Raw genomic sequence first — 18,017 nt, forward strand, 5'->3', positions numbered from 1 at the left:
TTAGTTAAATGCGCAGCTCTGTTCGGGTCGCGTTCAATCCGTCCTGTTCACCGATCAACCCGAAGAGGGAATACGCCCGGGTGACCGCCATGGTCGACTGTTCCATCTGGCTCTCGTCGCCGGTCTCGTGGGACAGACTGGCCAACGCCTTCGCCTGGACCACGAGTAGTCGGGCCATGAGGCGGCGCTCGCCGTCATCTTTGAGTGACCCCTCGGGGAACACTTCGGTGACCTGTGCGATGGCGTCGACGGCCTGCGCCGACTGCCGGGCGTCCAAAAACAAGAGGGCCAGCGCCCCGGCGCTGCGCGCCCGCGGAGCGAAGTCCTGCACCACCTGTGCGTGACGCGCCGCCTCGGAGGCGCGCTCGTAGGCGTGGTAGAGGTCTTCGTGAGAACCGGAGGCACGCAGCCGCAACGCCATCTCCACCAGGGCCCAGACAAGGCCGGGATAATCGGCCGTCCGCTCACACCACGTCGCGCTTCCTTCGAGCAGTCGCATAGTCAGCCAGGGGGCTTCCTGGCGCTGCACGAGGAACTCGGCGCCTTCTTTGACCAGATCGGAGGCGTCCGGAGGCGACAGCTCGTCGAGCTGCCGCTGGAACTGAGCCAACAGACCGGGCGTCTGCTGACTATCCGGTTCGGACAGCAGCAGGCCGAGCATGTTCTTGGCGTGGTGGGCCGGGTCGGCGGCCGCGCGCTCCGCCCGTTCCCGCTCGATGCGTTCCTTTTCCGCCTGCTCCCGGCGAGCGACTTCGCGTTCCTCCCGCTCCGCGCGCTCCGCCTGGGCGATCTCGGCGTCGCGCCGGGCCTTTTCTTCTTGGGCGGCCTCACGGGCACGTACCACTTCTTCGCTGAAGATATAGGGGGCGAACCCCTCGATTGCGCTGATGCGGTGGTTCCGGTCTTCCGAGCCGGGCGGCAGTCGGGTGATCTCGTCCCAGGTGGGATCCAGGTTGAGGCGGCGGCCGGCGGTGTGGGCGGCGATGAACTCATCGTCCGCCTGCTGCGGCAGGTCCAGCAGGTGGTACATGATGCCCAACGCCAGGTGGTCCTCGTGGCGGTCTGTCTCTGCCCCAGAAAGGAAGGACGCCAGCGCAGAGATGCGCAGTGAACTCATGCCGGTTTCCACGGAATCGGTGGTCTCCAGCAGAATCCGACCGCGGACCTTCGCGGCGTGCGCCAGCACCGTCAGTTCGTTGACTGACTGAGGAAGTTCACCGTCGGGATACAGGCGGAGCACCAGCTCGGTGGCGACGACTAACGGGTCGGTGGAGACAGGTACGCCCACCTGGTTTCTGGCGGCGATGGCCTTTAATTCGGCGACGGGGTTATCAACTTCTGCCATGGGACCAAATCTAACGCACCACGGCGATTCCTGGCGCGTCTTCGCTCACGTGGGAAGGTCGAAATCAGCCAGGGCCGTCTCATACCCGGCGCCTTCGCCGATGGCGGAGAAACCGCGGCGGGCCTCCTCCGCGGCTTCGGCGAATTTGACGCGGCAGTGCTCCCGTTGCGGACCGCCCGCCTCCGCGGCCGCGTGCCAGGCCTCGGAGAGGGCCACGAGCAGCCGGGCCCGGATGTGCACCTCGGCGGCGTCCGCCAGCGATTCATACGAATGTGACTCGGCGACCTTGGTGAGCGTTTCCACGGCGGTCTCCGGCTGGCCGTCCTGGAGGTAGAGCAGGCCGAGCTGGATTTCGGCCTCCGCCGCCGTGATGAACGGGGTGGTGGGGGTGATGCGCGTCGTCGCGGCGTCGAGGTAGGCGAACGCTTCTTCGAGCTTGTCGTCGACGTTCGACTTCAGGTAGGCCGCGCCGGCGCCGGTGAGTGCAGCGATCTGGCCGGGGACGTCGCGGCGGTGCTCGTGCCAGGCGAAGAGGTCGTCGTAGAGCCGAACGGCGAGCAACTCGCCGCCGTCCTGGTCGACGAGGAGATCAGCGGTGTCCACGGTCAATTCTTCTCGGTAAGCGTCCTCCAGCTCGGGGAGGAGACCGGTGAGCCGGTCGGTCAGCGAGGCGGCCAGATCGAGGCTTTCGGTGGTGATGACTTTATCTGCGGCCTCGCGTGCCGCCGTCGGTGCGTCGATGCGGTCTTCCGGCGGATCGGGGCGGAACAGGACATCCCCGAGATACGAGTCGAACCAGGGCAGGTTGCGGAGCAGGTGGTCACGTTCGGGGGAGTCGGGGGCGAGCGTGGCCACGGCCGACCACTCTTCGTCGTCGCCGGAGGACTTTGCGGCGGTGTCGGCGGCATGGAGCTCGGCGGTGGCTTCGTCGTCCATCGCCAGCAGATGGTAAGTCGCTGCCAGGACGGCATGGTCTTCGTGTCGTTTGATCAGACCCGGCCCGGCGAGGAAGTTCGCCAGGGTAGAAAGACGCAGTGCCGTCAGGCCGTCGTCGGTGCGGTCGGTCTCCTCCAGCAGTGTCCGCCCAGTGACGTGCGCGGCCAGGGCCACCAGGGCCAACCGTCCTCGGTCGGCCGGTAGCGCGCCGTCGACGCACAGCTGTGTCAACAGCGACTGAGCGGACTCGAATTCGTCGTCGGACTCGGGCAGCGCAATGCCGAGCTCGGCTGCCTGCGTCTTCATGGCCGCGGCGACGTCAGTGCGGATAGTCATGGGGATCAAGGTAACCCGCTGACGTCGCAACCTCCACGTCGGCGAGACAATGGCCTACATACCCACAGGCCACGAAGTGTTTTTTGGGGGTTGGGGGCCGGTGCGGTACGGTGTAAGGACAAACCAGTGTGCTCGTCGCCCTGGTGTACCCGACACCCGCCCACCTGTGGTGGAGTTGTTGTGATTGTCTCGGTAGCGGCCCCGGAAAAGAGCCCCTATTTTTTCGTGTCCGCAGATGGATTCGGACAATCGCGAGGGTGCGAACAAGTACCGCATCAGGCCAGCGTCCATTCGGCGCCGGCGATTACTGACGAAAGAGTTACATGCCAACTATCCAGCAGCTGGTCCGCAAGGGCCGCCACACCAAGAAGTCCGCGACTGCGACTCGCGCCCTGAAGGGCTCGCCGCAGCGTCGTGGCGTGTGCACCCGCGTGTACACCACCACCCCGAAGAAGCCGAACTCCGCTCTGCGTAAGGTCGCCCGCGTGCGCCTGACCACCGGCATCGAGGTTTCGGCCTACATCCCGGGCGAGGGCCACAACCTGCAGGAGCACTCCATGGTGCTGGTGCGCGGTGGTCGTGTGAAGGACCTTCCCGGTGTTCGTTTCAAGATCGTCCGCGGCGCACTCGATGCGCAGGGCGTCAAGGACCGTAAGCAGGCTCGTTCCCGCTACGGCGCAAAGAAGGAGGGCAAGTAATAAATGCGTAAGAGTGCAGCCCCGAAGCGTCCGGTAGTCCAGGACCCTGTCTACAGCTCTGAGCTGGTCACCCAGCTCGTCAACAAGATCCTCGTGGACGGCAAGAAGTCCACCGCCGAGCGCATCGTCTACGGCGCCATGGAGATCTGCCGCGAGAAGACCGGCACCGACCCGGTCGGCACCCTCGAGAAGGCCCTGGGCAACGTGCGCCCGGACCTCGAGGTCCGCTCCCGTCGTGTCGGCGGCGCCACCTACCAGGTGCCCGTCGAGGTCAAGCCGGGACGCTCCAACACCCTGGCCCTGCGCTGGATGGTGTCCTACACCCGTCAGCGTCGCGAGAACTCGATGATCGAGCGCCTCGCCAACGAGATCATGGACGCGTCCAACGGTCTCGGTGCCTCCGTGAAGCGTCGCGAAGACGTCCACAAGATGGCTGAGGCCAACCGCGCCTTCGCCCACTACCGCTGGTAATTTACGAGCAGCGATGAGAATGACCCGACACTTCCCTCTCCGTCCCACGGGGTGCGCTACGCGCGCCACCAGGGACGATGGACGGCTGTCGGGTCTTTCCCGTGCCGTGCAGGCACTACCACGCCGTTAGCTGACGGGCTGGGTTTTCGGGTGTAAAATTCCTGAGTGCTGCCAGTCTCACGCACTAATGGCAAGATTGAACGAGAAATATCCGTAGCGGGCGCGTGGCCGACCACCATTCGGCGCCGTCCACAACACACGAGTTGGGGTAAGACTGTGGCACAAGAAGTGCTTAAGGACCTGAACAAGGTCCGCAACATCGGCATCATGGCCCACATTGACGCCGGTAAGACCACCACGACCGAGCGCATCCTGTACTACACGGGCATCAACCGCAAGGTCGGCGAAACCCACGACGGCGGAGCGACCACCGACTGGATGAGCCAGGAGCAGGAGCGCGGCATCACGATCACCTCCGCCGCGGTCACCTGTTTCTGGGAAGGCAACCAGATCAACATCATCGACACCCCGGGCCACGTCGACTTCACCGTCGAGGTCGAGCGCTCCCTGCGTGTCCTGGACGGCGCCGTCACCGTCTTCGACGGCAAGGAAGGCGTCGAGCCGCAGTCCGAGCAGGTCTGGCGTCAGGCCGAGAAGTACGACGTCCCGCGCGTCTGCTTCGTCAACAAGATGGACAAGCTCGGCGCTGACTTCTACTTCACCGTGCAGACCATCATCGACCGTCTCGGCGCCCGTCCGCTGGTCATGCAGCTGCCGATCGGCGCTGAGGATGACTTCGACGGCGTCGTCGACCTCATTGAGATGAAGGCCCTCTACTGGCGCGGCAAGGTCGAGGTGGGCGCCGAGGCCGAGGTCGAGGAGATCCCGGCTGAGCTGCAGGAGCGCGCGGAAGAATACCGCGAGAAGATCCTGGAGGCCGTCGCCGAGTCCGACGACGCGCTCATGGAGAAGTACTTCGGCGGCGAAGAGCTGACCAACGACGAGATCAAGGCGGCCATCCGCAAGATGACCGTCAACTCCGAGCTCTACCCGGTCTTCTGCGGCACCGCATACCGCAACAAGGGTGTGCAGCCGCTGCTGGACGCCGTCATCGACTACCTTCCGAACCCGCTGGACATCGGCGAGGTCAAGGGCATGGCCGTCGGCAACGAAGAGACCGAGCTGGTCCGTAAGCCGTCCGTCGACGACCCGTTCTCCGCGCTGGCGTTCAAGATCGCCGTCCACCCGTTCTTCGGCAAGCTGACCTACGTCCGTGTGTACTCGGGCCAGGTCACCCCGGGCGACAACGTGCAGAACTCCACGAAGGGCAAGAAGGAGCGCATCGGCAAGCTCTTCCAGATGCACGCCAACAAGGAGAACCCGGTCGACGAGGCCCGCGCCGGCAACATCTACGCGGTCATCGGCCTGAAGGACACCACCACCGGCGACACCCTGTGTGACTCGAAGGAGCAGATCATCCTCGAGTCCATGGACTTCCCGGATCCGGTCATCCAGGTCGCCATCGAGCCGAAGACCAAGTCGGACCAGGAGAAGCTGGGCACCGCCATCCAGAAGCTCGGCGAAGAGGACCCGACCTTCACCGTCCAGCTCGACGAGGAGTCCGGCCAGACCGTCATCGGCGGCATGGGCGAGCTGCACCTCGACGTCCTGGTCGACCGCATGAAGCGCGAGTTCAAGGTCGAGGCCAACATCGGTAACCCGCAGGTGGCCTACCGCGAGACCATCCGTAAGAAGGTCGACAGCGTCGACTTCACCCACAAGAAGCAGACGGGTGGCTCCGGCCAGTTCGCGAAGGTCATCGTGACCCTCGAGCCGTACGCCCCGACCGCGGAAGAGCTGGAGGAGGGCGAGGACGCAAACTACAAGTTCGTCAACGCCGTCACCGGCGGCCGCGTCCCGAAGGAGTACATCCCGTCCGTCGACGCCGGCATCCAGGACGCCATGCAGTACGGCTACCTGGCCGGCTACCCGATGGTCAACGTCCAGGCCACCCTCGAGGACGGCGCCTACCACGACGTCGACTCCTCGGAGATGGCGTTCAAGCTGGCCGGCTCCCAGGTCTTCAAGGAGGCCGTGGCCAAGGCCAAGCCGGTCCTGCTCGAGCCGCTGATGGCCGTCGAGATCACCACCCCGGAAGAGTTCATGGGCGACGTCATCGGCGACGTGAACTCCCGTCGTGGCCAGGTCAACTCGATGGAGGACCGCGCCGGCGCCAAGCTGGTCAAGGCCACCGTCCCGCTGTCCGAGATGTTCGGCTACGTCGGTGACCTGCGTTCCCGCACCCAGGGCCGCGCCAACTACTCCATGGTCTTCGACTCCTACGGTGAGGTCCCCTCGAGCGTGGCGCAGGAGATCATCGAGAAGCGCACCGGCGGCGCCTAAGCGTCACCGCTGACGCACCCGGTCGGGGAAGCCAGATCCCGGGAGGCCCTCCATGTGCCTCCTCCTGGAACAGATCTGCTCCCCGCCCGCACGGCGGTAGCGGCCGCCTGAGCGTCCACCCGATGACGGTGGACGTTGAGCCGGCCGTTACCCTGTGAGAAGATCCGCGATTCTTGTCGGCGCCTGCCCGTCACCGGGTTTGAAAAAATGCCTTCATAAATCTAGGATCGTGTAACTGGCACATATGTGAAAGTGTCACCGAGATTGACCCCGGTTCAGGGGTGCTTTCTGGGCGACAATTGTCAACCACGTGGCTGCGAAGGTCGTAGCCACCATGAAGTCCAGGAGGACATACAGTGGCAAAGGCGAAGTTCGAGCGTAACAAGCCGCACCTCAACATCGGCACCATCGGTCACGTCGACCACGGCAAGACCACCACCACGGCTGCCATCACCAAGGTTCTGGCCGACCTGTACCCGGAGGAGAACGCTTCCTTCGACTACGACCAGATCGACAAGGCTCCGGAGGAGAAGGAGCGTGGCATCACGATCAACATCTCCCACGTCGAGTACAACACCCCGAAGCGTCACTACGCACACGTTGACGCCCCGGGTCACGCCGACTACATCAAGAACATGATCACCGGTGCCGCTCAGATGGACGGCGCCATCCTGGTCGTCGCCGCAACCGACGGCCCGATGCCGCAGACCCGCGAGCACGTCCTCCTGGCCCGCCAGGTCGGCGTCCCGTACATCCTCGTCGCCCTGAACAAGTGCGACATGGTTGACGATGAGGAAATCATCGAGCTCGTCGAGATGGAGGTCCGCGAGCTGCTGGCCGAGCAGGACTACGACGAGGAAGCACCGATCGTCCAGATCTCCGCTCTCGGCGCCCTGAACGGCGAAGAGAAGTGGGTCAACTCCGTCGGCGAGCTCATGGAAGCCTGCGACGAGTCCATCCCGGACCCGGAGCGCGAGACCGACAAGCCGTTCCTGATGCCGATCGAGGACATCTTCACCATTTCCGGCCGCGGCACCGTCGTGACCGGCCGCGTCGAGCGTGGCTCCCTGAACGTCAACGATGAGATCGAGATCGTCGGCATCAAGGACAAGTCCACCAAGACCACGGTGACCTCCATCGAGATGTTCAACAAGTTCCTGGACTCCGCTGAGGCCGGCGACAACGCCGCTCTGCTGCTCCGCGGCCTCAAGCGCGAGGACGTCGAGCGTGGCCAGGTCGTCATCAAGCCGGGCGCTTACACCCCGCACAAGAAGTTCGAGGGCTCCGTCTACATCCTGTCCAAGGATGAGGGCGGCCGCCACACCCCGTTCTTCGACAACTACCGTCCGCAGTTCTACTTCCGCACCACCGACGTCACCGGCGTCGTGACCCTGCCGGAAGGCACCGAGATGGTCATGCCGGGCGACAACGTCGACATGTCCGTCGAGCTGATCCAGCCGGTCGCCATGGACGAGGGCCTGCGCTTCGCTATCCGCGAGGGCTCCCGCACCGTCGGCGCTGGCCGCGTCACCAAGATCGTCGAGTAATTCCTTACTCGCCGTGAGTCTTGGTTGACTCCAGCACACAAGCACCGCCCGTGTCACCGCAAGGTGATGCGGGCGGTGCTTTCTTTCTCCCCTGTGCCTTGCCAGTAGACTGCAGGGCGACATGAAAGATCCCACTCGTATCCCGGACGTGCTCGCGGCGCTGCAACGCGCCTGGGAAGGGCAGCCGGACCTCAACCTGGCCTCGCTGTGGGGCGTCGTCGAAAACCACGGCATCGGGTGGGGCAGCGGCGACGATGAGCTCGTGGCCGTCCTCGAGGCCCTGTCGCGTCGGCACCCGGCACGCGTCACCTCCCCGGAAAATGTGCTGGTGGTGGCGGACACCGCGCGCCCGCTACGGCGGATCACCGTCGACCCGGTCGGACGCCGGGTGACGGTCCGGGGCGCCGATGTGCGCCCGGCGACGTGGAACTACCGGGAGATCCGCCGCCTGGAGGTGGGGATGCCGGCGGTGATCACGGACGCCGCGGGCGTCGACCACCGGCTGGGCGTGCTCAGCGGCATGACGGTCAGCGACTACCGGCCGCCGACGGGGCTGGGAGGCCGGGCCCGGACGGCGATGGGGGACCTGGTCGTCGGGGCGCGGCTTATCGACGGCTCACTGGTGATCGTCAGCCACGGCGTCGACGTCTTCACCCCGGGCCGCCGCGACGTGGCACACACCAGGCACCGCTACGACAAGCTCCTCGAGGTGGGGATCGGCGCGCCGTTGCGCTTCCAGCCGGCGGCGGGCGGGAAGCCAGTGGCGCTGGCGGAGGTGGAGCTGCTGTTTCCCGTCGACCAATGAGCCCGGTCAGGAACCTTCGACCGGGCGCAGATGCAGCTTGTAGGACGTGGCCAGCTCGATTCCGGTGAGCGCCTCGTGCACGTCCACGTCGGTCTGTTCGATCTCCGCGACCAGCGCGCGCATGTCCACGCCCGGCTGGGCGGAGATCAACCAGGTGGCGGTGGGCCGTCCGCGGTCCCAGGCCACGGAGTGCCGGACGTCCTCGACCCCTTCGAAGGACTTCAGCCCCTCGCCGACGGCGGCGGCGACCCGGGCGGCGGAGATCTGGATTTCCCCGCCGTCCTCGGAGAGCGGCGAAGGCACCCGGGTGATGGCGTGGCGCCGGAGGTTGGACATGATCAACCACCCGCCGGCCACCACCCCCACGACGACCGCGACGATCAGCCCCAGCGGGAAGTACTGCGAAGCCAGCGCGGCGTCGATCGCGTCGTGGTCGATGCGGGCGGCCCACTCGACGGCGAGGTCGTTGCCGGAGGCATGCGCCACGGACCACACGGCGATGACGGTGAGCGTCAGACCGAGGAGCAGCGAGATCACCCGGTTGAGGAAAGACAGCCGGTGGCTCATCAGAATCGGCCCCCGTCCTCGTCTTCGCGGAGCAGGACTTGTAGCGTCAGGCGGTCACCGACCAACGGTCCCAGCGCCTCCTGCAGTTGACCGTGCAGCCGCTCCCGGGCGGAGTCGTCCAGCGTGGAGGAGGCGGCCGTGACGACGATCTTCTTTCTGGTCACCAGCGTCGACGCGGACATGACGCCGGGCAGTGTCTTGGCGGTGGCGGTGGCGTGGCGGGCGAGATCCACCCGGCGGACCCAGATCGCGGCAGGGGAGGACAACCCCAGGTAGGGCTTGAGCCGTGGGACGAGCGCGGCGGCCACCAGCCAGAGGCCGATGAGGAAAAGTCCGATCCCGCCCCAGAACAGCCACGGCTCGGGCATCGTGCGGGCGTGCTCGAGGGCGGCGACGATCCAGCTGTCCCACCCGGCGGGGGAGAGGTACCGGACCACGACTTCGCGCACGCCGACCACGGCGAGGGCCACCAACGCGACGCCGAAAAGGATCCCGACGTACCGTGCTCGGGGCGGGTGGGCCGGGGGCAACGGGGTGGGGGCGGCCGGCTCTTTAACGTCCATCACGTCTTTTCCTTTCCGCTGCGATGCTCTGGGCGACGACGTGCCCGGGGCTGTTCGGATGCAGGGGCAGAACGCGCACCGGGACGACCGGCGCGCCGACGGTGGTGCGCACCGGAGTCAGGGCGCGGTGGGTGGACAGCGGGGGCGGCAGCCTGACCACCTTCGGGGAGGTGACCCGGGTGCGGGGCGTGACTGAGATCTGCGTGGTCATGCCGTGGGCCGGCGCCTCGGCGAGGTCGTCGGCGCTGACCCGGTGGGCGGAGTGGACCACCTGGTCGACGGAGACGTTAACGATGCCGGTGGCCAACCCGGTGGCGGCCTCCACGTCGTGACGGACGGCGTCGCGGACGTGCGCCGCCACGGCAGAGACCGGTGCCGGCCAACTCACCGCGATGGCCACGTCCAGGCGGACCCGGCCGGCGGTGCGGTCGACGATCGCGTCGCATCTGGGGTAATTGCCGCCGAGCTTGACGATGCCACCGCTGGTGTGCACCACCCCCGGGACAGCGCTCGCGGAGTGGGCGGCGATCCGGTTGATCGCGCGTTCGGAGATGTGGGTGTGGCCGGTCACCCGCGGCCTCCTCGCCCGGAGCGCAACCCGTCGAAGACCGCGCGCAGGTTGATCCTGCCGTCCAGGTGCGCGCCCACCACGGCGCCGATCGCGCTGAACAGCAGAGCCCAGAGGAAGCCCGCGAACCCGCCGAAGATGACGGCGAAGGCGAAGGCCAACCCGACGACGACGCCGAGGGCGGTCATGTTTTTCATTTCACTCTCCTGGCAGATGGTGCGGCTGATGAGGCGGAGCCGTCGACGGCGTCGGCGACGATGACGTCGACGGGGAAGCGGACGTGCGCCGCGGCGGTGGCCCGCACGCGTTCGGACAACTCGTAGAGGTTGCCCGCCGCCCGCAGGTCGGCGACGACGTGCACCTCCAGTCGGGGGACCACTTCGGAGTTCGACAGCCGTAACCCCCGTACCCGGGCGCCCGGGTATAACAGCGCGACTTCAGAAAATTCACCCGACGACAGGGCCGCGACGCCGGGCAGCGCGAGCACGGCGGCCTCGACTCTGCGAGCGGTGTCCTGGGAGACCGGGTCGTCGACGGCCGCCATCACTGCACACGCGGGGTGACGGGGGCGCCGGCGACTTCCCCGACGGCGAGGTCGCGGGAAGGGCTCTCCACGGTCGTGTCGTCGTGGGGCAGGTGCACGTCAGTGACGTTGACGTTGACTTCGGTGACCTCCAGCCCGGTCATGCGCTCGATGGCCCGGATGATGTTGCGCCGGATGGCGTCCGCGAGCTCGTGGATGGCGACGCCGTACTCCGCGACGATGGACAGGTCCACCGCGGCCTGCCTTTCGCCGACCTCGACCGTGACGCCCTGCTGGATGTTGCCCGCGCCGCCGAAGCTTTCGCGCAGCGACCCGATCATGCGGGTGGTGTTTCCGCCGAGGGCGTAGACGCCCGAGACTTCCCGGGTGGCCAGGCCGGCGATCTTGGCGACGACGACGTCCTCGATGAGGGTGCGTCCGTGCTGGGACTGGACGGCGGTGGCGCCGTCCACCGGTTCTGTCGCCGGGGCGGGCTCGTGGTCGGACATGGCGGCGGCTCCTTCGCGCTGTTGGTCTGAACGTGGATACAACGAGCGTAACCGCAACCCAGCCTCCGAGGGGGAGTCCTCGGCGAAGGAAGATGGGGCGCATAAAAAATTTGGTGCGGGCGGGGGTGATGTGGTTTAATACATAGGTTGCTTCAACACGGCGCTATGTCCGCGCGCGGATTTTATCCGCAACCAGGCAGAATGTCGATGGTGGAGTGAACATGACACCTTTGCGCGGCTTCGGCCGCAGAAGGCTCCGTGAATCGGGGTAGGGCATTGACCGCAAGGACAATGGCAGCCCGAGAGCGGGACCGGAGAAGGGGCATGGCAAATAAACAGCGGCAGTACGTGAGGCGCCACTCTTATCACGAGTAATGGTCCCTTCCGAGTCTTGACGTACGGGTCTTGTACCCCGTCAGGGAGCAATGTGTGCGGTTTGTTTTCCTGCCCGCCATCTCCCGGATAGTCATGACAGTCAGTTCAGACACTGGCGTTGTGCCCGCGGCCCCTAGCCCGGACAACGTTATAGAGAAATCGATGAAGCGAAACCCACCGCTCCAGACAGTGACGTGGGTGCAGCGAGGAAGAGGATAAGCGTGGCGGGACAAAAGATCCGCATTCGGCTGAAGGCCTACGACCACGAAGCCATCGACGCTTCTGCGAAGAAGATCGTCGAGACCGTCACCCGTACGGGTGCTCGTGTGGTCGGCCCGGTGCCGTTGCCCACCGAAAAGAACGTGTACGCCGTTATTCGTTCTCCCCACAAGTACAAGGATTCTCGCGAGCACTTCGAGATGCGCACGCACAAGCGTCTCATCGACATCCTCGACCCGACGCCGAAGACGGTTGACGCGCTGATGCGCATCGATCTTCCGGCCAGCGTCGACGTGAACATTCAGTGATCGAAGACCGAAAGACTTTGGCAGCGGAGAATTAACACATGAGCGAAAACGAGATCAAGGGCATTCTGGGCAAGAAGCTCGGCATGACCCAGGTCTTCGACGAGGATAACCGGGTCGTCCCGGTCACCGTCGTCGAGGCTGGGCCGTGCGTCGTCACCCAGATTCGCACCACCGAAACCGATGGCTACAACGCCATCCAGATCGCCTTCGGTGAGATTGACCCGCGTAAGGTCAACCAGCCGCAGGCGGGCCACTTCAAGAAGGCCGGCGTCACCCCGCGCCGTTACGTTACCGAGATTCGCATGGACGACGTCTCCGGCTACGAAATCGGCCAGGAAATCAACGCCGGCATCTTCGACGGCGACACCTACGTCGACGTCACCGGCACCTCCAAGGGCCACGGCTTCGCCGGCCCGATGAAGCGTCACGGCTTCGCGGGTCAGGGAGCCTCCCACGGTAACCAGGCGGCTCACCGCCGCATCGGTTCCATCGGCATGGCCGCCACCCCGGGCCACGTCCTCAAGGGCACCCGCATGGCCGGCCGCATGGGCAACAACAAGGTCACTACCCAGAACCTTAAGATCCAGAAGATCGACGCCGACTCCAACCTCATCCTGATCAAGGGCGCCATTCCCGGCGCCAAGGGTGGAGTCGTCACCGTCAAGACCGCAGTGAAGGGCGGTGCACACGCATGAGTCTCAAGCTTGACGTTCTGACCGCCGATGGAAACACCAACGGTTCGGTCGACCTGCCTGCGGACATCTTTGACCGCGAGGCATCCGTTTCTCTGATGCACCAGGTCGTCACCGCACAGATGGCTGCCGCTCGTCAGGGCACCCACAAGGTGAAGACCCGCTCGGAGGTCGCCGGCGGCGGCCGTAAGCCGTACCGCCAGAAGGGCACCGGCCGTGCCCGCCAGGGCTCGATCCGCGCTCCGCAGTTCGCGGGCGGCGGCATCGTCCACGGCCCGGTCCCGCGCGATTACTCGCAGCGGACCCCCAAGAAGATGATCAAGGCCGCCCTCTTCGGCGCCCTGTCGGACCGCGCCCGCAACGAGCGCATCCACGTCATCGACGAGCTGGTCCCCGGCCAGGCTCCGTCCACCAAGTCGGCCAAGTCCTTCGTCGAGCGCATCACCGACCGCAAGTCGGTTCTGCTCGTCGTCGAACGCGAGGACCTGAACGCCCGCCGCAGCGCCAACAACCTGCAGAACGTTCACATCCTCGACCCGGCTCAGCTGAACACCTACGACGTGCTCAACTCTGACGACATCGTCTTCTCGGTGGCAGCTCTGCACGCCTTCATCAACCGCATCACCGGTGCGGACAAGGAGGAGAACTAATGGCTAACACCCCGAACGCGCGCGACATCATCCTCGCGCCGGTCGTCTCCGAGAAGTCCTACGGACTGATGGAGCAGGACGTCTACACGTTCTACGTCTCCCCGGATTCCAACAAGACCCAGATCAAGATCGCCATCGAAGAGATCTTCGGCGTCAAGGTCTCCAGCGTGAACACCGCCAACCGCGAGGGCAAGCGCAAGCGCACCCGCACCGGTTTCGGTAAGCGCAAGGACACCAAGCGCGCCTACGTGACTCTCCGCGAAGGCAGCGGCTCCATCGACATCTTCGGCGGCTCCGCCGTCTAAGCGGTCGAAAGTAAGGAAGAATTATGGCTATTCGCAAGTACAAGCCGACAACTCCGGGTCGCCGTGCCAGCTCCGTTTCCGAGTTCCAGGAGATCACCCGCTCCACTCCGGAAAAGAGCCTGCTGCGTCCGCTGCACAAGACCGGCGGCCGTAACACCCACGGTCACATCACGACCCGTCACCGCGGCGGCGGCCACAAGCGTCGCTACCGCGAGATCGATTTCCGTCGCAACGACAAGGACGGCATCCTGGCGAAGGTCGCTCACATCGAGTACGACCCGAACCGCACCGCCAACATCGCGTTGCTGCACTACTACGACGGTGAGAAGCGCTACATCGTGGCCCCGAAGGGCCTGAAGCAGGGCCAGGTGCTCGAGGCCGGCGCCACCGCCGACATCAAGCTCGGCAACAACCTGCCGCTGCGCAACATCCCGACCGGTACCACCATCCACGCCGTGGAGCTGAAGCCGGGCGCAGGCGCCAAGCTCGCCCGTTCCGCCGGTGCGTCGATCCAGCTGCTCGGCAAGGAGCGCAACTACGCAGTCCTGCGTATGCCCTCCTCCGAGATCCGCCGCGTCGACATCAACTGCCGCGCGACCGTCGGTGAGGTCGGCAACGCCGACCAGATCAACATCCGTTGGGGCAAGGCCGGCCGCATGCGCTGGAAGGGCTGGAGGCCCTCCGTGCGTGGTGTGGTCATGAACCCGATCGACCACCCGCACGGCGGTGGCGAGGGCAAGACCTCGGGTGGCCGCCACCCGGTGTCGCCGTGGGGCAAGAAGGAAGTCCGCACCCGCAACCCCAACCGTTACTCGAACAACATGATCGTGCGCCGTCGTCGCCCGAACAAGAAGCGCTAAGAGGAGGTAAGACGCTATGCCACGCAGCCTGAAGAAGGGCCCGTTCGTCGATGAGCACCTCCTCAACAAGGTGGATGCTCAGAACGAGGCCAACACCAAGCAGGTCATCAAGACCTGGTCCCGCCGTTCCACCATTCTCCCCGATTTCATCGGCCACACCTTCGCCGTCCACGACGGTCGCAAGCACGTGCCGGTGTTCGTCGACGAGTCCATGGTCGGACACAAGCTGGGCGAATTCGCACCCACCAAGACTTTCAAGGGTCACGTCAGGGACCAGAAGGGACGTCGATAAGCGATGAGTGAAACCATCACCAACGCACGCGCGATCGCTCGCTTCGTCCGCGTGTCTCCGATGAAGGCACGCCGCGTCGTCGATCTCGTCCGCGGCAAGTCCGTGTCCGAGGCGCTGGCCATCCTGAAGTACGCCCCGCAGGGCGCTTCGGAGCCGGTCGCCAAGGTGGTCGCCTCCGCAGCGGCCAACGCAGAGAACAACTTCGGCCTGGACGCCCGCACCCTGGTCATCTCCGAGGCTTACGTCGACGAGGGACCGACCATGCGCCGCTTCCAGCCGCGCGCTCAGGGTCGTGCTTTCCAGATCCGCAAGCGCACGAGCCACATCACCGTGGTCGTCGAGAGCCAGCAGGAAGGGGCCAAGTAATGGGCCAGAAGATTCATCCTCACGGCCTCCGTCTGGGCATCACTTCCGAGTGGAAGACCCACTGGTACGCCGACAACAACTACGCAGACTACGTCGCGGAAGACATCAAGATCCGCGAGTTCTTCGCCAAGGGCTTCGACCGTGCCGGCATCGCCGACATCGTCATCGAGCGCACCCGCGACCGTGTCCGCGTCGACATCCACACCGCACGCCCGGGCATCGTCATCGGCCGTCGTGGTTCGGAGGCCGACCGCATCCGCCGCGAGCTCGAGAAGCTCACCGGCAAGATGGTCGCGCTGAACATCCTCGAGGTCAAGAACATCGACGCCAACGCCACCCTGGTGGCGCAGTCGATCGCCGAGCAGCTCGTCGGCCGCGTGGCCTTCCGCCGCGCAATGCGCAAGGCCATCCAGTCGGCCATGCGTCAGCCGCAGGTCAAGGGCATCAAGGTCGTGTGCTCCGGTCGTCTCGGCGGCGCCGAGATGGGCCGCGTCGAGCGCTACCACGAGGGTCGCGTTCCGCTGCACACCCTGCGTGCCGAGATCGACTACGGCCTCGCCGAGGCTCACACCACCTTCGGTCGCATCGGCGTCAAGGTCTGGATCTACAAGGGCGACGTCGTCGGCGGCGTCCGCGAGTCCGAACTGAATGCACCGTCCGAGCGCGGCCGTGGCCGTGGTGACCGTGACCGTCGCCCGCGTCGTGGCGGCCAGCGTCGTCAGCGCTCCCAGCAGAAGCAGGAGGGTTAAGAAACAATGCTTATCCCGAAGCGCGTCAAGTACCGTCGCCAGCACCGTCCGACCCGTTCGGGCATCTCCAAGGGCGGCAACAAGATCATGTTCGGTGACTACGGCATCCAGGCTCTCGAGCCGGCCTACGTCACCAACCGTCAGATCGAGGCTTCCCGTATCGCCATCAACCGCCACGTCAAGCGTGGTGGCAAGGTGTGGATCAACATCTTCCCGGACCGTCCGCTGACCCAGAAGCCGCTCGGCGTGCGTATGGGTTCCGGCAAGGGCCCCGTCGAGAAGTGGGTCGCCAACGTCAAGCCGGGCCGCATCCTCTTTGAGATGAGCTACCCGGACGAGGCAACCGCCGTCGAGGCTCTGCGCCGCGCAGCCCAGAAGCTGCCGTGCAAGGTCCGCATCATCAAGAAGGAGGACCAGTACTAATGGCAGCCGGTACCCCCGCAGCCGAGTTCCGCGAACTCGGTGACGAGGATCTGAACGCTCGTCTGGCCGAGGCCAAGGAAGAGCTCTTCAACCTTCGTTTTCAGCTGGCCACCGGCCAGCTGACCAACAACCGCCGCATCGGCACCGTCAAGCGCGACATCGCCCGCATTTACACCGTGCTGCGCGAGCGCGAGCTGGGCCTGTCCGCAGTTCCGGGAGCTGATCAGTAATGAGTGAGGCAAACGTGACTGACACCAACGAAACCCCGCAGCGCGGTGCCCGCAAGGTCATCCAGGGCCTGGTCGTCTCCGACAAGATGGACAAGACCATCGTCGTCGAGATTGAAAGCCGCAAGCAGCACGCGCTGTACGGCAAGACCATGCGCCGCAACAACCGCGTCAAGGCTCACGACGAGGAAGGCATCGCCGGCGTCGGCGACCGCGTCCGCATCGCTGAGACCCGTCCGCTGTCCAAGGACAAGCACCACCGTCTCGTCGAGATCGTGGAGAAGGCCAAGTAAGCGTTTCCCGCTTATCGACGCCTGAGTGACTACAACCCCGGTCAACCGACAAGGTTGACCGGGGTTGTGGTCTTTCTTCCTGTCGGGATGGATCCGGGGGACTAAGCCGGGGACACGATTCGGCGTCTCCACAGCACGGCGGCGACGGCCACCAGCACGAGGCCAGGCAATGCGACCAATGAGGCCGGAACCACCAGCGCGTACCCGGCCAGCGAGAGGTAACCGCCGGCCAACGCCACCGCCCGGGCACCGATCCGCGGGAGAAGGTGCACGTAGGCCACGTGAAAGCCCGCCAGCGCTGTCCCGAGCAGCGCCGACAGCAGCGAGCCGCTGATCAGCGCCACCGGCAGGGACGACAGGAAGCCGAGGCTCAACCAGTCCAAGGCGACGACGGCCAGATAGAGGCCGGCGAAGAGGAAGGCCCGGGGGCGACGGCCTGCGGCGCCGGCCCACTGGCCGAGCATCGCGGCGGCTGACGTCACCAGGCCGGACGCCACCAGCAGTCCCGTGATGTTGATGACCGGGTCGTTCGGCTCCGAGGTCAGCGCCACCAGAACCCAGCTGCCCCAACCCACCGTGGACAACACGGCCCCGAGCAGCAGGGGCCAGCGGGCGGGCAGGGCCCACGAGGCCGCCGCCTGGATGACGGCGGCCACGACGGCGGCGATGAGAAGGCCGGTGCTGAGGGGCGGCGTCCGCACCGGGGTGAAGAGGAAGAATGCGGCGACCAGCAACTGCGCGAGGATCATCACCCAAGCCAGGGTTCGGTTCATGTTCGCGATGGTAGTGCGCGGCGACCGACGGCGACGGGAAATTTGGAGACGGCCCCGGCGACGTGGTTTAATGTACGGGTTGTCTGTGCTGGTCGGCCCGCTCGGTGCGTTCCGAACCACGGGCCGAGACCCTTCGACATGCTTGTGCGTGTTCGTCGATAAGCCCAGGCAGTGCAAGCTAAGACCACGTGCGTTCAGGCCGGAAATCTGGCGC

General features: G+C 65.6%; 25 protein-coding genes. 16 read left to right on the forward strand and 9 right to left on the reverse strand.

What is annotated here, in order from left to right; translation table 11 throughout:
• Positions 1-4: 4 nt before the first annotated feature.
• Positions 5-1,345, reverse strand: coding sequence for a hypothetical protein (locus B841_RS02490; RefSeq protein WP_020933908.1), 1,341 nt, complete (start codon positions 1,343-1,345; stop codon positions 5-7).
• Between the two features lie 45 nt (positions 1,346-1,390).
• Complete coding sequence (locus tag B841_RS02495; RefSeq protein WP_020933909.1) at positions 1,391-2,617, reverse strand: hypothetical protein; 1,227 nt, start codon at positions 2,615-2,617, stop codon at positions 1,391-1,393.
• Positions 2,618-2,940: 323 nt separating this feature from the next.
• Between B841_RS02495 and rpsL the strand changes: the two genes are divergently transcribed.
• The 5 genes from rpsL to B841_RS02525 all read left to right on the forward strand — a co-directional run bounded on the left by rpsL (position 2,941) and on the right by B841_RS02525 (position 8,541).
• A complete protein-coding gene (rpsL, locus tag B841_RS02505) occupies positions 2,941-3,315 on the forward strand; it encodes a 30S ribosomal protein S12 (RefSeq protein WP_020933910.1) in 375 nt (124 codons plus the stop codon).
• A 3-nt stretch (positions 3,316-3,318) separates the two neighbouring features.
• Positions 3,319-3,786 carry a 30S ribosomal protein S7 gene (gene rpsG, locus B841_RS02510; protein WP_020933911.1) on the forward strand — a complete coding sequence of 156 codons (468 nt, stop codon included), beginning with the start codon at positions 3,319-3,321 and terminating at the stop codon, positions 3,784-3,786.
• Between the two features lie 276 nt (positions 3,787-4,062).
• Positions 4,063-6,189, forward strand: coding sequence for an elongation factor G (gene fusA, locus B841_RS02515; RefSeq protein WP_020933912.1), 2,127 nt, complete (start codon positions 4,063-4,065; stop codon positions 6,187-6,189).
• 356 nt (positions 6,190-6,545) lie between these two features.
• Complete coding sequence (gene tuf / locus B841_RS02520) at positions 6,546-7,736, forward strand: elongation factor Tu (RefSeq protein WP_020933913.1); 1,191 nt, start codon at positions 6,546-6,548, stop codon at positions 7,734-7,736.
• Positions 7,737-7,857: 121 nt separating this feature from the next.
• Positions 7,858-8,541: a hypothetical protein gene (locus tag B841_RS02525; RefSeq protein WP_020933914.1), complete on the forward strand. Its 684-nt coding sequence runs from the start codon at positions 7,858-7,860 to the stop codon at positions 8,539-8,541.
• A gap of 6 nt (positions 8,542-8,547) precedes the next feature.
• On the opposite strand, the gene B841_RS02530 is transcribed toward B841_RS02525, so the two are convergent.
• From B841_RS02530 to B841_RS02555, 6 genes are read right to left on the reverse strand one after another with little or no spacing between them, the layout of a single operon-like run.
• Complete coding sequence (locus B841_RS02530; protein ID WP_020933915.1) at positions 8,548-9,108, reverse strand: hypothetical protein; 561 nt, start codon at positions 9,106-9,108, stop codon at positions 8,548-8,550.
• A complete protein-coding gene (locus tag B841_RS02535; RefSeq protein ID WP_020933916.1) occupies positions 9,108-9,671 on the reverse strand; it encodes a DUF6286 domain-containing protein in 564 nt (187 codons plus the stop codon). Before B841_RS02535 ends, B841_RS02530 begins: the two co-directional genes overlap by 1 nt.
• Positions 9,661-10,242: an Asp23/Gls24 family envelope stress response protein gene (locus B841_RS13275; RefSeq protein WP_020933917.1), complete on the reverse strand. Its 582-nt coding sequence runs from the start codon at positions 10,240-10,242 to the stop codon at positions 9,661-9,663. Before B841_RS13275 ends, B841_RS02535 begins: the two co-directional genes overlap by 11 nt.
• Entirely contained in the window at positions 10,239-10,436 is a 198-nt protein-coding gene (locus B841_RS02545; RefSeq protein WP_020933918.1) for a hypothetical protein, read from the reverse strand. The genes B841_RS13275 and B841_RS02545 overlap by 4 nt, the downstream gene beginning before the upstream one ends.
• Positions 10,433-10,783, reverse strand: a complete 351-nt coding sequence (locus tag B841_RS02550) for a hypothetical protein (protein WP_020933919.1) — start codon at positions 10,781-10,783, stop codon at positions 10,433-10,435. Before B841_RS02550 ends, B841_RS02545 begins: the two co-directional genes overlap by 4 nt.
• Complete coding sequence (locus tag B841_RS02555) at positions 10,783-11,271, reverse strand: Asp23/Gls24 family envelope stress response protein (protein ID WP_020933920.1); 489 nt, start codon at positions 11,269-11,271, stop codon at positions 10,783-10,785. Before B841_RS02555 ends, B841_RS02550 begins: the two co-directional genes overlap by 1 nt.
• 596 nt (positions 11,272-11,867) lie before the next feature.
• Between B841_RS02555 and rpsJ the strand changes: the two genes are divergently transcribed.
• Genes rpsJ through rpsQ form a run of 11 tightly spaced genes read left to right on the forward strand, consistent with a single transcriptional unit; the run spans position 11,868 to position 17,030 of the window.
• Positions 11,868-12,173: a 30S ribosomal protein S10 gene (rpsJ, locus tag B841_RS02560; RefSeq protein WP_003848085.1), complete on the forward strand. Its 306-nt coding sequence runs from the start codon at positions 11,868-11,870 to the stop codon at positions 12,171-12,173.
• A 38-nt stretch (positions 12,174-12,211) separates the two neighbouring features.
• Positions 12,212-12,868 carry a 50S ribosomal protein L3 gene (rplC, locus tag B841_RS02565; protein ID WP_020933921.1) on the forward strand — a complete coding sequence of 219 codons (657 nt, stop codon included), beginning with the start codon at positions 12,212-12,214 and terminating at the stop codon, positions 12,866-12,868.
• Complete coding sequence (gene rplD / locus B841_RS02570; RefSeq protein WP_020933922.1) at positions 12,865-13,515, forward strand: 50S ribosomal protein L4; 651 nt, start codon at positions 12,865-12,867, stop codon at positions 13,513-13,515. The genes rplC and rplD overlap by 4 nt, the downstream gene beginning before the upstream one ends.
• Positions 13,515-13,820 (forward strand): 50S ribosomal protein L23, encoded by a 306-nt coding sequence (gene rplW / locus B841_RS02575; protein WP_020933923.1) that lies wholly within the window; start codon positions 13,515-13,517, stop codon positions 13,818-13,820. The genes rplD and rplW overlap by 1 nt, the downstream gene beginning before the upstream one ends.
• Positions 13,821-13,843: 23 nt before the next feature.
• Positions 13,844-14,680 (forward strand): 50S ribosomal protein L2, encoded by an 837-nt coding sequence (rplB, locus tag B841_RS02580; protein WP_020933924.1) that lies wholly within the window; start codon positions 13,844-13,846, stop codon positions 14,678-14,680.
• A 16-nt stretch (positions 14,681-14,696) separates the two neighbouring features.
• Entirely contained in the window at positions 14,697-14,972 is a 276-nt protein-coding gene (rpsS, locus tag B841_RS02585; protein WP_020933925.1) for a 30S ribosomal protein S19, read from the forward strand.
• Positions 14,973-14,975: 3 nt separating this feature from the next.
• Positions 14,976-15,338, forward strand: a complete 363-nt coding sequence (rplV, locus tag B841_RS02590; RefSeq protein WP_020933926.1) for a 50S ribosomal protein L22 — start codon at positions 14,976-14,978, stop codon at positions 15,336-15,338.
• Complete coding sequence (rpsC, locus tag B841_RS02595; RefSeq protein ID WP_020933927.1) at positions 15,338-16,087, forward strand: 30S ribosomal protein S3; 750 nt, start codon at positions 15,338-15,340, stop codon at positions 16,085-16,087. The genes rplV and rpsC overlap by 1 nt, the downstream gene beginning before the upstream one ends.
• Before the next feature lie 6 nt (positions 16,088-16,093).
• Positions 16,094-16,510 carry a 50S ribosomal protein L16 gene (rplP, locus tag B841_RS02600; RefSeq protein ID WP_020933928.1) on the forward strand — a complete coding sequence of 139 codons (417 nt, stop codon included), beginning with the start codon at positions 16,094-16,096 and terminating at the stop codon, positions 16,508-16,510.
• On the forward strand, positions 16,510-16,740 hold the full coding sequence (rpmC, locus tag B841_RS02605; RefSeq protein WP_020933929.1) for a 50S ribosomal protein L29: 231 nt from the start codon (positions 16,510-16,512) through the stop codon (positions 16,738-16,740). Before rplP ends, rpmC begins: the two co-directional genes overlap by 1 nt.
• On the forward strand, positions 16,740-17,030 hold the full coding sequence (gene rpsQ, locus B841_RS02610; protein ID WP_041631708.1) for a 30S ribosomal protein S17: 291 nt from the start codon (positions 16,740-16,742) through the stop codon (positions 17,028-17,030). The genes rpmC and rpsQ overlap by 1 nt, the downstream gene beginning before the upstream one ends.
• A 101-nt stretch (positions 17,031-17,131) precedes the next feature.
• On the opposite strand, the gene B841_RS02615 is transcribed toward rpsQ, so the two are convergent.
• A complete protein-coding gene (locus B841_RS02615) occupies positions 17,132-17,803 on the reverse strand; it encodes a hypothetical protein (RefSeq protein WP_156844674.1) in 672 nt (223 codons plus the stop codon).
• Positions 17,804-18,017: the final 214 nt, after the last annotated feature.

The sequence above is a fragment of the Corynebacterium maris DSM 45190 genome, assembly GCF_000442645.1.
Taxonomy (GTDB): Bacteria; Actinomycetota; Actinomycetes; order Mycobacteriales; family Mycobacteriaceae; genus Corynebacterium; species Corynebacterium maris.

Excerpts from the sequence above, each read along its gene's own strand:
- rpsC (WP_020933927.1), top strand. The coding sequence starts at position 15,338 with ATGGGCCAGAAGATTCATCCTCACGGCCTCCGTCTGGGCATCACTTCC.
- B841_RS02535 (WP_020933916.1), bottom strand. The coding sequence starts at position 9,671 with ATGGACGTTAAAGAGCCGGCCGCCCCCACCCCGTTGCCCCCGGCCCAC.
- rplV (WP_020933926.1), top strand. The coding sequence starts at position 14,976 with ATGAGTGAAACCATCACCAACGCACGCGCGATCGCTCGCTTCGTCCGC.
- rplC (WP_020933921.1), top strand. The coding sequence starts at position 12,212 with ATGAGCGAAAACGAGATCAAGGGCATTCTGGGCAAGAAGCTCGGCATG.
- rpsG (WP_020933911.1), top strand. The coding sequence starts at position 3,319 with ATGCGTAAGAGTGCAGCCCCGAAGCGTCCGGTAGTCCAGGACCCTGTC.
- B841_RS02615 (WP_156844674.1), bottom strand. The coding sequence starts at position 17,803 with ATGAACCGAACCCTGGCTTGGGTGATGATCCTCGCGCAGTTGCTGGTC.
- rpsL (WP_020933910.1), top strand. The coding sequence starts at position 2,941 with ATGCCAACTATCCAGCAGCTGGTCCGCAAGGGCCGCCACACCAAGAAG.
- B841_RS02490 (WP_020933908.1), bottom strand. The coding sequence starts at position 1,345 with ATGGCAGAAGTTGATAACCCCGTCGCCGAATTAAAGGCCATCGCCGCC.
- B841_RS02550 (WP_020933919.1), bottom strand. The coding sequence starts at position 10,783 with ATGGCGGCCGTCGACGACCCGGTCTCCCAGGACACCGCTCGCAGAGTC.
- B841_RS02545 (WP_020933918.1), bottom strand. The coding sequence starts at position 10,436 with ATGAAAAACATGACCGCCCTCGGCGTCGTCGTCGGGTTGGCCTTCGCC.
- rplW (WP_020933923.1), top strand. The coding sequence starts at position 13,515 with ATGGCTAACACCCCGAACGCGCGCGACATCATCCTCGCGCCGGTCGTC.
- rplP (WP_020933928.1), top strand. The coding sequence starts at position 16,094 with ATGCTTATCCCGAAGCGCGTCAAGTACCGTCGCCAGCACCGTCCGACC.
- B841_RS02555 (WP_020933920.1), bottom strand. The coding sequence starts at position 11,271 with ATGTCCGACCACGAGCCCGCCCCGGCGACAGAACCGGTGGACGGCGCC.
- B841_RS02525 (WP_020933914.1), top strand. The coding sequence starts at position 7,858 with ATGAAAGATCCCACTCGTATCCCGGACGTGCTCGCGGCGCTGCAACGC.
- B841_RS02495 (WP_020933909.1), bottom strand. The coding sequence starts at position 2,617 with ATGACTATCCGCACTGACGTCGCCGCGGCCATGAAGACGCAGGCAGCC.
- rplD (WP_020933922.1), top strand. The coding sequence starts at position 12,865 with ATGAGTCTCAAGCTTGACGTTCTGACCGCCGATGGAAACACCAACGGT.
- rpsQ (WP_041631708.1), top strand. The coding sequence starts at position 16,740 with ATGAGTGAGGCAAACGTGACTGACACCAACGAAACCCCGCAGCGCGGT.
- rplB (WP_020933924.1), top strand. The coding sequence starts at position 13,844 with ATGGCTATTCGCAAGTACAAGCCGACAACTCCGGGTCGCCGTGCCAGC.
- rpsS (WP_020933925.1), top strand. The coding sequence starts at position 14,697 with ATGCCACGCAGCCTGAAGAAGGGCCCGTTCGTCGATGAGCACCTCCTC.
- B841_RS02530 (WP_020933915.1), bottom strand. The coding sequence starts at position 9,108 with ATGAGCCACCGGCTGTCTTTCCTCAACCGGGTGATCTCGCTGCTCCTC.
- rpmC (WP_020933929.1), top strand. The coding sequence starts at position 16,510 with ATGGCAGCCGGTACCCCCGCAGCCGAGTTCCGCGAACTCGGTGACGAG.